This window comes from Phaeobacter italicus (assembly GCF_019801785.1).
GTDB classification, from domain to species: domain Bacteria; phylum Pseudomonadota; class Alphaproteobacteria; order Rhodobacterales; family Rhodobacteraceae; genus Phaeobacter; species Phaeobacter italicus.
This window is the reverse complement of record NZ_JAHVIJ010000009.1, coordinates 44,481-57,346: the sequence shown is the minus strand read 5'-3', so window position 1 is coordinate 57,346 and position 12,866 is coordinate 44,481. Positions and strand designations below refer to the sequence as shown.

The window sequence follows — 12,866 nt, the reverse complement described above, 5'->3', positions numbered from 1 at the left end:
TTTTTCATTCATCCACTTATTTCTTGGCCTTTTTCCTGGCCTTGCCACCTGCCGGTTTGGCGGCCTTCTTGCTGCCTGACTTTTTCTTGGCAGGCTCGCTCGCCTTGGCGTCCAGAATGGCCTTGGCTTTGGCCTTTTCCTTTTCGATCGCGGCCTTGGCCTTGGCTTTCACTTTCTTGGCCTTGGCCTTGGCCTTCTCTTTGGCGGCTGCAAATTCCGCAGCGAGGGTTTCGGCCTGTTTCGCGGCCTTCTTGGCCTTGGCCTTGGCTTTTGCGGCCTTTGCTTCGGCTGCGACACGTGCCGCCTCTGCCGCTGCAAGGGCCGAGCTGAGCTGCTCCTTGGTGGCACGCGCCTCGCTGCCGTTGGCGGCAACCGGGGTGTCGTCTGAGCCTTGCGCCGTCACCTTGTTGGTTTTTGGCGTGCCTGCAACCTTGCGCGCCTCTGCGATCAGCTTGGTCGCGCGCAGCCGGCCGATCCGCGGGATCTGCATCAGCGTATCGGGCTTTGCGGCGGCCACCGCCTCGACCGACGGCAAACCGTTGGCCTGCAACACCTCAGCCAGCGAAGGCCCGACGCCGTTCAATTTGGCAATGGGGGTCATGAATGCTCCTTACGTGTTCGGTTATGCCTTTTGCCCACGCTCTGGCAGCGGTGCCATTTTCTTCTCTGCGCGCGCCGGAAACGGCACCAGACGCTCCTGTTCCTCGTCCCACAGCTTCAGGCCAAGGGCGCGGATCGCCTCAAGAAATCCGATCCGGCGCGGCGCCATGTCAGGCGGCAGACTATGATGGCAGCGCCGCAACCGGTAACTGGGAATGCGGGCGTTGTAGTGATGAATGTCGTGCAGGGTGATATTGGCAACGGCAAAGTCAAAAAACCAGCCAAAATCAAGACAGGACGACCCCTGCAATGCCGCAATCTGCGGGTTCAGGTCCGGCCGCCGATCCCAATAGGTGTCTTCGAAATTGTGCTGAAGATAGACCAGAAACACCCCGATCATCCCCCCAAGAAAGGAAAACCCCAACCAGACCAGGACCCCAGTAAGCCCCGCCACAGCGTAAAGCAGCGCCAGCAGCAGCACGATCACCACGTTGTGCAACAGTACCCCCAACACCCCAAATCGCAGCGTGTTTTTCGGCCACCGGTAGCGGATGAAATAGGTAAATGCCGCACCAAGCGGGACCAGAATGAACGGGTTGCGATACAGCCGGTACATCAACCGCCGCCCCCAGCCCGCCGCCTGCCATTCGCGCAGCGTCATGGTGTGGATCTCGCCGCTGTCGCGGTGATCGAGATTGCCGACATAGGCGTGATGTTCATTGTGGTTCTGCTTCATCACCTCAAACGGGGCAAAGGTGAAGGGCGACAGAACATGGCCTGCCAGTTCGTTCTGGTCGCGGGTCTCAAACAGAGAGTGATGGCCAGTGTCATGCTGCAACACATAAAGGCGCACCGCTGCAAAGGCGAAAACCACACCCGCAGGGACCATCACATACCAGCGATCCACATAGGCGATGGCCAGATAGAGCGCCGCGAAATAGACGGCAAATGTCCCGAAATAACTGAGCGCAGCCAGCCGGTTGTCCTTGTCGCAAAACGCGCGAGTATGTGCCCTCAGATCCATACCACACCCCTAGATCTACCATGTAACGTCGCCATGACTGCTTGCGCAGGCGATAGAAACCTTGGGGCAATCCGGTGAAGCAATACCCGGTGATGAAAATTCGCGCCTAAATCCAGCCCTCAGGCCAAGAACGCTTTGCCCCATCTGAAATAACTTGGCTCAAAGCGTAACAAAGCAAGGTGGCAAGGGTCAAATTCCGCCAATCAGACAGAAAAAGACCGCGCCCATGTTCGGACGCGGCCCCTGTATTTCAGCTTTGGCATTTGCCCAATCGGGCTTAGCTGCGGCGGTTGTTCTTGAGGTGTTTGGCCAAGGCGCCTGCGTTTTTCTCGCGTTTGCCCTTGTAGGGGTTCTTGTCCCCCTGCCCGCGCATGTAAAGACGGATGGGCGTGCCCGGCATGTCAAAATCTTGCCGCAGCCCGTTCACCAGATAGCGCGTGTAGCTGTCTGGCAGCTTGTCGGGGTGCGAACACATCACCACAAAGGCCGGCGGGCGGGTTTTGGCCTGCGTCATGTAGCGCAGCTTGATCCGCTTGCCCTGCGGGGCGGGCGGCGGGTGCTGTTCCAGCATGCCAATCAACCAGCGGTTCAGCGCCGCAGTCGGCACCCGGCGGTTCCAGATTTCATAGGCGCGCATGATAGCTGCGTGCAGACGATCAAGCCCCTTGCCGGTCTTGGCAGAAACCGTCACCAGCGGCGCACCGCGCAGCTGTGGCAGCAGCCGGCCAAAGGCCTCCTTGAGGTCACGCAGTTTTTCCTGCTTGTTTTCCTCGGCGTCCCATTTGTTCACCGCCACGACGACCGCCCGGCCTTCACGCTCTGCAAGGTCAGCGATCCGCAGATCCTGTTGCTCGAAGGGGATGCTGGCATCCAGCAGCACCACAACGACCTCTGCGAATTTGACCGCGCGCAGACCATCAGACACAGAGAGCTTTTCCAGCTTCTCCTGCACCTTGGCCTTTTTGCGCATGCCTGCGGTGTCGAAAACCCGCATCGGCACGCCCTGCCAGTCAATCTGCAGCGAGATGGCGTCACGGGTGATCCCCGCTTCGGGCCCGGTCAGCAGTCGGTCTTCGCCAAGGATCTTGTTGATGAGGGTGGACTTGCCTGCGTTGGGGCGGCCCACAACAGCCACCTGAAGCGGCTTGTTGGCGGTCGGCATGGGCACCGAAAGATCGTCATCCTCGTCGATTTCCTCATCGACAGTCACATCCGTTTCCGGGCTGGTGGCTTCTGCGATCTTGTCGAATTTGTCCGCCAGCGGCATCAGCTGCACATAGAGGTCGTTCATGCCCTCGCCGTGTTCCCCCGACAGGCGGATCGGCTCACCAAGGCCAAGGCCATAGGCCTCCAGCACGCCGGCATCAGCTGCCGAACCTTCGGATTTGTTGGCCGCCAGAATGACATGCGCGGATTTCTTGCGCAGGATATCGGCAAAGACCTCATCCGTAGGCGTGACCCCGACGCGGGCGTCGATCATGAACAGGCAGACATCAGCCATATCCACCGCGCGCTCGGTCAGGCGACGCATCCGCCCCTCAAGCGAGTTGTCGGTGGCCTCTTCCAGACCGGCGGTATCCACAACGGTAAAGCGCAGATCGCCAAGCCGCGCTTCGCCCTCGCGCAGATCGCGCGTGACCCCGGGCTGGTCATCGACCAGCGCCAGCCGCTTGCCGACGAGACGATTGAACAGTGTGGATTTGCCCACATTCGGGCGCCCCACGATAGCGAGGGTAAAAGACATCAGACCAACTTTCTGCGATTCAGACGCGCCCCATAGCGCATCTGCGCGCGTCCTTCCAGACCGCATCGTCAGTTTTGGCTCTCCGCCTGCAGTGACCTGTCAGCGGAAAGCGTGCAATTGCCCCTTGGTGGACACCACATAAAGCGTCCCACCTGCCACCACCGGTGCGGTTGTCGCACCACCGGGGATCGACACGGTGCGCAAAAGGGCACCGCTTTCGGGGCTAAAGAAACGGATCAACCCATCGTTGGAGGCCACAACAACCTGCCCCCCAGCAACGACCGGGCCGTGGTGGGCGACAATGGCTCCACGCTTGCGGGGCTTGTCCTTGAGGTAGCCAGGCAGATCAATCGCCCAGACTGCCGCGCCGCTGTCGGCGTCAAGGCGCACCAACTGGTTCAGGTCGCTCAGCAGGAACAAGTTGCCCGCGATCGGCCAGACCGGATCGGTCGCACCGTGGGGCGCGGTCCAGATCCGCTCTCCGGTTTCTGCGTCAAAAGCCGCGGTCCGACCCGACTGGTTGCCAATGTAAAGGCGACCACCAGACACGACCGGTGCCCCCGTCACATCCCCGATCCGCGCGATGGAGCGGCCAATCCGCTGCCCGGCAACCGAGGCATTCCAACGGCGCAGACCGCCCTTGCGGAAGGCTGCCGCGACATCCCCTGACCCAAAGGCAAAGATCGCAAATTTTGATGTGACCGCTGGCGCAGGCGCTCCCAGCACATTGGATGGGCTCGGGGTGCCCTCGACCTGCCACGCGATGCGGCCGTCTTTTGCATTGATGGCCCAGCCGGTGTCATCACCCGCCACCAGATAGACAAGCCCGTCGCGCACGGTCGGCTGGCCAGATCCGGTTGCGTCCAGCTCCTGACGCCAAAGGGTTGCGCCGGACTTGGCATCAAGCGCGGTCACCACGCCAAAACCGGAGGAGACGTAGACAACACCGCCGTCATAGGCGAGCCCGCCACCGGTTGCCTGGCCTGCGCTGTCAGACGCCGGGATCAGGTCGCTTTGCCACACAACGGCCCCCGACGGGGATACCGCTGAAACCTGGGCCGCGCTGTCGAGCGTGTAGATCAGACCATCGCCGATCACCGGCGTTGCGGTGATACGCTGGCGGCGGCTGTCCCCCTCGCCAATGGAGGTGGACCAGATTTCGCTGGGCGCTGCGGCCAGGGCCGGATGCGTCGGGCGCAGGCCTTCAAGACCGCCGCCCTGTGCCCAATCGGCATTGGTGCGTGCAGCAGGCAGCGCAATGGCGCGGCTTTGGTCAACAATCGTGATCGTGCTGTCGGGGCGGATGTCCTCGCGCTCGCCGCGCAGGATTTCTTCGGGTTCGGTGCAGCCGCTCAGAACCAACGCCAGCGCGGTGCCCCCCAGAATGCCCCCTGCACGCCAAAAGCTCTTTACTGCCGTCATTGCCCTGCCCCGTTTAATGCACTTTTACTGTACTTTTGATACGCTTCGCCCCGCGCCCCAATACGCGGAACGGCTGGATTACTGGATTATCCGTCAGACCCGGTCTCAGGCTGAAGCGACCCCCCAAGGGCCACAATCACTTGAGAGGCGCGGTCTTGCAAGTCCGAGGTGACTGTTGCCGCATTGATAATGTCACGCAGCTTGGAAATCGCCTCTTCGGTCTTGCCCTCTTCGATATCAATCAGCGCCAGCTGCTCGCGCGCCAGCAGATCCAGCGGCGCGCCCGGCTGGGCCAGCGCCTCGAACTGAATGCGCCGGTCGGCGGCAGGCAGGCTGTCCTGTTGCAGGCCAAGGGCCTTGAACGTCGCGATGTGGCGGTAGATCAGCGGCACGTCACCATTGCCACCGATCGCGTTGAGCGCTGCAATCGCGGCGTCACGCTCTCCTGCATCTGCAAGGGCGCCCGCCTGCAAGAGCTTCAGCACGGTATCACCACCCGCCGAACCCGCAGTGATCTGCGACAGGGCTTCGGCTCGCGCTGCGCTGTCATCGCTGTCCAGCGCGGCAATCATCTGATCGCCCAGCTGCTCGGCCGCCGCCTGCGTCTGCGCCCGGTCATATTCACGATAGGCAGCGCCACCAACGATCAGGGCAACCGCAACGCCACCGATCCAGCCATAGCGCTTCAGCATCAGAAACAGGCGATCGCGGCGGACTTCTTCTGTCACCTCATCAATAAAGCTGTCGGTATCGCTCATGAAATTGTCCCTGACCTGCCCCGCCTGCCAGTTCCCGGCTGACGGAAAGTTTCCTGTGTTCAGCCTCTCTTACAGTGCAACAGATGCCAAGCCAAGTGGCGCTGTCGTTACCGATTGCCCACAAATCCGCCAGAAACAGCAAAAAATGTGAACTGAACTACATAGTTCAGTGTGGACAAACCCTATATGGCACTTATCACTTGGCGCAAATTTGCCAGTGTGCGCCCGATTTGGCGCGGATGTTGACTGGTCTTATAGTACCCCTTGAGGGACGACTGACGTTTAGGAAGGCCCCGTATGCGTGTAATTCCATTGCTGACTGCCGCAATTGTGACCACCGGCTTGTATTATGCCGTGATCGAGCGTGAGGCGCTGCTTGCCTTTGCCCGTGGCGAAGACGCTGTTGCCACCGACACATCGGCAGAAGCCACAGCGCCAGTGGCCGCACCGGCCACAGACAACGCAGAAAAATCCGGCGCGGCCCGTGTTCGGGTTGTGGCCCTGCGCAGCACCGCCCGCGGGATCGACAGCGCGGTCATCCTGCGGGGCCAGACAGAAGCCGCCCGCCAGGTAGAAGTGCGCGCAGAAACCACATCAACAGTTGTCTCCGAACCGCTGCGCAAAGGTGCGCAGGTCAAGGCCGGGGATCTCCTGTGCAAGCTGGACCCGGGCACCCGCCCCGCCACCCTGTTGGAGGCCAAGGCCCGTCTTGCAGAGGCCAAGATCCGCGTCCCCGAAGCCCAGGCCCGTCTGGATGAGGCCCGCGCCCGCCTGAAGGAAGCAGGCATCAACCTGACGGCAGCGCAGAAACTATCCGAAGGTGGCTATGCCTCGGAAACCCGCCTCGCAGCCGCGCAGGCGGCAGAGCGTTCCGCGGTTGCAGGCGTCGCGACGGCGGAAACCGGTCTGGAAACCACCCGCGCCGGCATCGAAGCAGCCTCTGCTCAGGTTGCAGCCTCCGAAAAGGAAATGGCACGCCTCGACATCCTTGCGCCCTTTGACGGTCTGCTGGAAAGCGACGCGGCCGAACTTGGCAGCCTGATGCAGCCCGGCAGCCTCTGTGCCACGGTGATCCAACTGGACACCATCAAGATCGTCGGCTTTGTCCCGGAAACCGAAGTGAACCGCGTGAAGATCGGCGCCACAGCCGGAGCGGAGCTTGCAACCGGCAAACAGGTCAGCGGCAAAGTGACCTTCATCAGCCGTTCTGCCGATCCGACCACCCGCACATTTGAGGTGGAAATCACCATCCCCAACCCCGGTCTCGCCATCCGTGACGGCCAGACCGCTGACATCGTGATCGCCGCCGAGGGCACCAAGGCACATCTGCTGCCGCAATCGGCCCTCACGCTCAACAACGACGGTCAACTGGGGGTGCGTGTTGTGGGCGCTGACAGCATCGTCGCCTTCTTCCCCGTAACCCTGCTGCGGGACACCTCAGACGGCGTCTGGGTCGCGGGCCTGCCCGAACAGGCCGACGTGATCGTGGTTGGCCAGGATTTTGTCGTGGCAGGCGTCCCTGTCACTGCCACCTATAAAGAGGCCAGCCAATGACCGGTATCGTCAGCTGGGCCGCCGAACGGGCGCGCATGATTCTGGCGTTTATCGCCATCTCCATTCTGGTCGGCGGTTTTGCCTATGCCTCGCTCCCCAAGGAAGGCGAGCCTGACATCGAAATCCCCGCCCTTTTCATCTCTGTCCCCTTCCCCGGCATCTCGGCCGAGGACGCCGAAACCCTGCTGGTTAAGGTCATGGAGACCGAGCTTGCCGATCTGGACGGGCTCGACAAGATGTCGGCCACTGCCGCAGAGGGCTATGCCGGCGTCGCGCTGGAGTTCGACTTTGGCTGGGACAAGACCGCGATCATGGCCGATGTGCGGGATGCGATGGATTCCGCCGAGGCCGAATTCCCGGAAGGGGCGGAAAAGTATTCGATCAACGAAATCAACTTCTCCGAATTCCCGATTGTGATTGTCAACCTGACCGGCGCCGTTCCGGAACGGACAATGGCCCGTATTGCCAAGGACTTGCAGGACGAACTGGAAGCGCTGGAACCGGTCCTGGAGGCCGGGATTGCGGGCAACCGCGATGAAATGGTCGAAGTGCTGATCGACCCCTTGCGCCTTGAGGCCTACAACGTCACCGCGCTGGAACTGATTACCGTTGTCCAGAACAACAACCAGCTGATTGCAGCCGGTGAAGTCGAAACCAATCAGGGCACCTTCTCCGTCAAAATCCCATCGTCCTTTGACGATGTGCGCGACATCTATGCCCTCCCGGTCAAGACCAACGGCGACCGAGTGGTGACACTGGGCGAGCTGGCCACCATCAACTTCACCTTCGAGGACCGCCGCGGTACTGCGCGCTTCAACGGCGAAGACACGGTGGCGCTTCAGGTGGTCAAGCGCAAAGGCTATAACCTGATCGATACCGTCGATCTGGTCAAAGAGACCCTCGACAAGGCCAAGACCAAATGGCCGCCAGAACTGCAGGCCGCGGTTCAGGTGGGCACGTCAAACGACCAGAGCCGGGTTGTCGGCTCTATGGTCAGCCAGCTTGAAGGCTCCGTTCTGACGGCGGTGGCACTGGTGATGATCGTTGTGCTCGCCTCGCTTGGCAGCCGCGCCGCGCTGCTGGTTGGTTTTGCCATCCCGACCTCGTTCCTGTTGTGTTTTGCCTTTCTTGCGGTGATGGGTGTCAGCATTTCGAACATCGTGATGTTCGGTCTGATCCTTGCAGTGGGCATGCTGGTGGATGGCGCCATCGTGGTGGTGGAATACGCCGACAAGCGCATCAGCGAGGGCACGGGCCCGATGCACGCCTACGTCGAGGCCGCCCAACGCATGTTCTGGCCGGTGGTATCCTCGACCGCAACGACGCTCTGCGCGTTCCTGCCCATGCTGTTCTGGCCCGGCGTGCCTGGTGAATTCATGGGCATGTTGCCCGTCACGCTGATCTTCGTTCTCTCCGCCTCCCTCGTGGTTGCGCTGATCTACCTTCCGGTCATGGGTGGTGTCTCTGGCCGGATGAGCCGCGTCTTTGAACGTATGGCCGCTGGCCTGCGCGCAGTTGCGCCCTGGTGGGTGCGTGCAGCTCTCGTGCCGGTGGCGCTGTGGGGGATGTTTGCAGGGGCGATGCAGATGCTGAACCCGGGCTATCTTCTCCCTGCCGAAACGGCAGGTCCCGCCGCGCTGATTGTTGGCGCTTTGGTCTTTGTCCTGTCGGCCTTTGGCGCCTCTGTCACCCTGCAGGCCGCCCAGCTGACCCGCCGCGAAAAACCGGTGGATCCCGGCCATCAGCACACGCCCTTTGGTCACTTCATCAAGTTCATCGTCGGCAATCCGATCATGCCGGTGGTTACGGTCGGCGCTGTGGCCTTTGCCATCATGACCGTTTTCGCCACCTTCAGTGAAAACAACTATGGCGTCGAATTCTTTGTGGAATCCGAACCCGAACAGGCCACCGCCTATGTCCGCGCCCGCGGCAACACCTCCTTGATGGAGGAAGACGAAATGGTGCGCCTGACCGAACAGGTGATCCTGTCCCATCCGGCGGTTGTGAACGTCTTCTCCTTTGCCGGTGAAGGCGGGCTCAATACCGATGCCTCTGGCGCGCAGACGCCGCCGGACACCATCGGTCAGGTCCAGTTCGAGATCATCCCATGGGAAGACCGTCCAACCCAGACGGAAAGCTGGTTCAATGGCTGGTTCACCCGCGAGGTGACTGCCACCGAATTCGATGGCGACACTGTCATCGACGAGATCAACGCCGAACTGGCCGAACTGCCCGGTTTCGAGGCTGAAATCCGCGCGCTGGCCCAGGGTCCGGCATCGGGCAAGCCTGTGCACCTGCGCATCAAGGGTGACAACTGGGAGACGCTGACAGCTGCCACCGCTCAGGCCCGCGCCAAGTTTGAGGCGACCCCCGGGCTCGACCTGATCGAAGACAGCCTGCCCCTGCCCGGCATCGACTGGCAGATCGACGTGGATGTCGAAAAGGCGGGCCGCTATGGCGCGGACGTGGCCACCGTTGGTGCAATGGTGCAGCTGGTCACACGCGGCATCCTCTTGGATACCATGCGCGTTGACAGCTCTGACGAGGAGATCGAAATCCGCGTCCGCCTGCCCGAGGAGGACCGCGTTCTCTCAACCCTCGATGCGCTCAAACTGCGCACCGAAGACGGGTTGGTGCCACTGTCCAACTTCATCACCCGCCAGCCCGTCCCAAAGCTGGCGGAAATCAACCGCGTCCAGCAGCAGCGCTATTACGACGTGAAGGCCGACATCGAAGCTGCCGTGGCAAAGGTCGTGGCGCCCAACCCGAACAGCGGCACCGATGAGACGCTTGCCTATGTGAAACTCGACGCCGATGGCCCCCTCACATCATCCAGCGGCATGCAGCTGTCGCTGTTCCAGCTGGAGCAGGCGCAGGACACCGAAGCGCTGAAAGAGGCGCTGGCAGATGGCGCGCGTGTTGTTGTCTTGAACCCGAACGAGCGGATCGCCAAGCTCACCGAGTGGCTGGAAACCTCACCGTTCCCGGCTGACATCACGTGGGAGTGGACAGGCGATCAGGAAGAACAGGCCGAATCCGGCGCCTTCCTGTCCAAGGCCTTTGCCGGGGCTCTGGCCTTGATGTTCGTGATCCTGCTGGCCCAGTTCAACAGTTTCTACAACTCTATCCTGGTGCTGTTGGCGGTGGTTCTGTCCACCACTGGCGTGCTGATCGGCATGATGGTGATGAAACAGCCCTTCTCGATCATCATGACAGGCACCGGCATCGTGGCCCTGGCCGGGATCGTTGTGAACAACAACATCGTCCTGATCGACACCTATCAGGAATTTGCCCGCAAGATGCCCCGCATCGAGGCGATCATCCGCACTGCAGAGGCGCGGATCCGTCCGGTTCTGTTGACCACGATCACCACGATGGCGGGCCTTGCACCGATGATGTTCGGGCTCAGCCTCGATTTCATCAACGGCGGCTACTCCATCGACAGCCCGACCTCCCTGTGGTGGAAGCAGCTGGCAACCGCCGTGGTCTTTGGTCTTGGCATTGCAACCGTGCTGACCCTTCTGGTGACGCCGTCGCTCCTGGCGATCCGGGTCTGGCTGTGGATCTACGTCGCGGCCCTTGGTCGCCTGTTTGCGCGGCTGACGGGGGGCCGGTCCAGCCGGATCGCCCGCGACATGCGCCTGGCCACCAAGGCCCGCACCCTGCCCACCACCGAAATCCTGTGGGAGCGGGAAGGCAGGCTTGATAACGAAAGCAAGGAAGAGGCCGACGCCGAGGCGCCCACCAACCCCTCGCTCCGCGCAGCCGAGTAACCCCACCAAAAAAAGCCCCGCTCTAGAGCGGGGCTTTTTGTTTTGTGTGCTCGGCGTCAGGGGCCGGATAGTGCTGCAACGACTGCAAGACAGCCGATCACGGCACCAAGGCCCGATGCGGTTGGATGCCCGCGCTAATCACGCAGCATCCTGATCCGATTGCTGGCGCTGCCACAGATGCGCATAGCGTCCATCGCGGGCCAGCAATTCATCATGGGTGCCTTGCTCTGCGATCTCGCCCTGCTCCAGCACGATGATCTGATCGGCTTCGGCAACCGTGCTCAGGCGGTGGGCGATGGTGATCACCGTGCGCCCCTGCCCCGCGCGGGTCAGCGCGTCCTTGATCTCCTGCTCGGTGTCGGTATCCAGCGCCGATGTCGCCTCGTCCAGCAGCAGGATCGGCGGGTTCTTCAACAAGGTGCGCGCGATGCCCACACGCTGTTTCTCGCCTCCGGACAGTTTCAGCCCGCGCTCTCCCACCTGGGTGTCATAGCCTTCGGGCAGACGCAGGATGAAATCGTGGATCTGGGCATCCTTAGCGGCCTGCTCCACCTCCTCCTGCGTGGCCCCGTCGCGCCCATAGGCGATGTTGTAGCGGATCGTGTCGTTGAACAGCACCGTATCCTGCGGCACCACGCCGATGGCCGAATGCAGGCTCTTCTGCGTCACATCGCGCACATCCTGACCGTCAATGCACAACGCACCGCTGGTGACATCGTAGAAGCGGAACAACAGCCGCCCAATCGTGGATTTGCCAGACCCGGTTGAGCCCACAATCGCCACTGTCTCTCCCGCCTTGGCTGTCAAGCTGACACCTTTGAGGATCTGGCGATCACTGTCATAGCCGAAACGGACATCCTTCAGGGTGATGGTGCCGCCCTTGACCTGCAGCTCGCCCGCTCCGGGCCGGTCGGTGACATCCGGGTCCTGCTCGATCAGGTCAAACATCTCTCCCATGTCGACAAGGCTCTGGCGGATTTCGCGATAGACCGTCCCAAGGAAGTTCAACGGTACGGTGATCTGGATCATGTAGGCGTTGACCATGACGAAATCACCAACCGTCAGCTGCCCCGCCTGCACACCAATGGCCGCCATCACCATCACCGCAACCAGACCAGCGGTAATCACAAGGCTCTGGCCAAAGTTCAGGAATGCCAGCGAATACGCCGTCTTGAGAGCGGCACGGGCATAGCCGCGCATGGCCACGTCATAGCGCGCGGCCTCCCGCTCCTCGGCCCCGAAATACTTGACCGTTTCATAGTTCAGCAGGCTGTCGATGGCCTTTTGGTTGGCGTCGGTATCCTGATTGTTCATCTCACGGCGCAGTTTCACCCGCCATTCGGTCACGGCAAAGGTGAACCAGACATAAAGCCCGACCGTCACCGCAACGACCACCAGATACCAAATGTCAAACAGCACCGCGAGGATCACCGCGACCAGCGTCAACTCCAGGATCAGAGGACCGATCGAGAACAGCAAGAAACGCAGCAGGAACTCCACGCCTTTTACGCCACGCTCGATGATGCGGCTCAGCCCGCCGGTCTTGCGCGTGATGTGATAGCGCATGGACAGGCGGTGGATATGACGGAAGGTCTCCAGTGCCAGACGGCGCAGCGCGCGCTGTCCCACCGGGGCAAAGACCGCATCACGCAGCTGTTGAAAGCCGGTCGTGAGGATCCGGGCCATCCCGTAGGCGACAGTCAGCCCCACCGCCCCAAGCGCCAGCGGCGGCACGCCTTCACCGGCCAGGCTGTCGACAGCGCCCTTGTACAGCATGGGCGTATAGACTGCGATCACCTTGGCCAGCACCAAAACCGCCAGCGCCGCCACCACGCGGTATTTCACCCAGGCCTGATCCTTGGGCCAGAGATAGGGCCCAACCTTGCGCAGGGTCCGCAGACCGGATCGGCGTTCGTCCTGCGCCGTTGTCTTTTCAGTGTCAGTCATCACATGTCCTTGTTCCAAGACCTATGACATAGGCGCGCCGCCCC

General features: G+C 61.6%; 8 protein-coding genes. 2 read left to right on the top strand and 6 right to left on the bottom strand.

Annotated features, from left to right (window positions below; genetic code table 11):
* Positions 1-16 precede the first annotated feature (16 nt).
* From KUV39_RS17695 to KUV39_RS17675, 5 genes are all read right to left on the bottom strand, one after another.
* Positions 17-601 (bottom strand): helix-hairpin-helix domain-containing protein, encoded by a 585-nt coding sequence (locus KUV39_RS17695; protein WP_222460508.1) that lies wholly within the window; start codon positions 599-601, stop codon positions 17-19.
* 21 nt (positions 602-622) lie between these two features.
* Positions 623-1,624 (bottom strand): fatty acid desaturase, encoded by a 1,002-nt coding sequence (locus tag KUV39_RS17690; RefSeq protein WP_046212175.1) that lies wholly within the window; start codon positions 1,622-1,624, stop codon positions 623-625.
* 277 nt (positions 1,625-1,901) lie between these two features.
* Positions 1,902-3,368 carry a ribosome biogenesis GTPase Der gene (gene der / locus KUV39_RS17685; protein ID WP_046212189.1) on the bottom strand — a complete coding sequence of 489 codons (1,467 nt, stop codon included), beginning with the start codon at positions 3,366-3,368 and terminating at the stop codon, positions 1,902-1,904.
* A gap of 99 nt (positions 3,369-3,467) precedes the next feature.
* Complete coding sequence (locus KUV39_RS17680) at positions 3,468-4,790, bottom strand: PQQ-like beta-propeller repeat protein (RefSeq protein ID WP_222460507.1); 1,323 nt, start codon at positions 4,788-4,790, stop codon at positions 3,468-3,470.
* 86 nt (positions 4,791-4,876) lie between these two features.
* A complete protein-coding gene (locus KUV39_RS17675) occupies positions 4,877-5,548 on the bottom strand; it encodes a hypothetical protein (protein WP_008558898.1) in 672 nt (223 codons plus the stop codon).
* Positions 5,549-5,845: 297 nt separating this feature from the next.
* Between KUV39_RS17675 and KUV39_RS17670 the strand changes: the two genes are divergently transcribed.
* Positions 5,846-7,102 carry an efflux RND transporter periplasmic adaptor subunit gene (locus KUV39_RS17670; RefSeq protein WP_008559702.1) on the top strand — a complete coding sequence of 419 codons (1,257 nt, stop codon included), beginning with the start codon at positions 5,846-5,848 and terminating at the stop codon, positions 7,100-7,102.
* On the top strand, positions 7,099-10,875 hold the full coding sequence (locus KUV39_RS17665; protein WP_222460506.1) for an efflux RND transporter permease subunit: 3,777 nt from the start codon (positions 7,099-7,101) through the stop codon (positions 10,873-10,875). Before KUV39_RS17670 ends, KUV39_RS17665 begins: the two co-directional genes overlap by 4 nt.
* A gap of 138 nt (positions 10,876-11,013) precedes the next feature.
* Here KUV39_RS17665 and KUV39_RS17660 read toward each other — a convergent pair whose 3' ends face one another.
* Positions 11,014-12,822 carry an ABCB family ABC transporter ATP-binding protein/permease gene (locus KUV39_RS17660; RefSeq protein WP_222460505.1) on the bottom strand — a complete coding sequence of 603 codons (1,809 nt, stop codon included), beginning with the start codon at positions 12,820-12,822 and terminating at the stop codon, positions 11,014-11,016.
* Positions 12,823-12,866 lie beyond the last annotated feature (44 nt).

What these genes read in the sequence shown, in the direction of transcription:
- KUV39_RS17695 (WP_222460508.1), bottom strand. Translation starts at nt 601, where the DNA reads ATGACCCCCATTGCCAAATTGAACGGCGTCGGGCCTTCGCTGGCTGAG.
- KUV39_RS17690 (WP_046212175.1), bottom strand. Translation starts at nt 1,624, where the DNA reads ATGGATCTGAGGGCACATACTCGCGCGTTTTGCGACAAGGACAACCGG.
- der (WP_046212189.1), bottom strand. Translation starts at nt 3,368, where the DNA reads ATGTCTTTTACCCTCGCTATCGTGGGGCGCCCGAATGTGGGCAAATCC.
- KUV39_RS17680 (WP_222460507.1), bottom strand. Translation starts at nt 4,790, where the DNA reads ATGACGGCAGTAAAGAGCTTTTGGCGTGCAGGGGGCATTCTGGGGGGC.
- KUV39_RS17675 (WP_008558898.1), bottom strand. Translation starts at nt 5,548, where the DNA reads ATGAGCGATACCGACAGCTTTATTGATGAGGTGACAGAAGAAGTCCGC.
- KUV39_RS17670 (WP_008559702.1), top strand. Translation starts at nt 5,846, where the DNA reads ATGCGTGTAATTCCATTGCTGACTGCCGCAATTGTGACCACCGGCTTG.
- KUV39_RS17665 (WP_222460506.1), top strand. Translation starts at nt 7,099, where the DNA reads ATGACCGGTATCGTCAGCTGGGCCGCCGAACGGGCGCGCATGATTCTG.
- KUV39_RS17660 (WP_222460505.1), bottom strand. Translation starts at nt 12,822, where the DNA reads ATGACTGACACTGAAAAGACAACGGCGCAGGACGAACGCCGATCCGGT.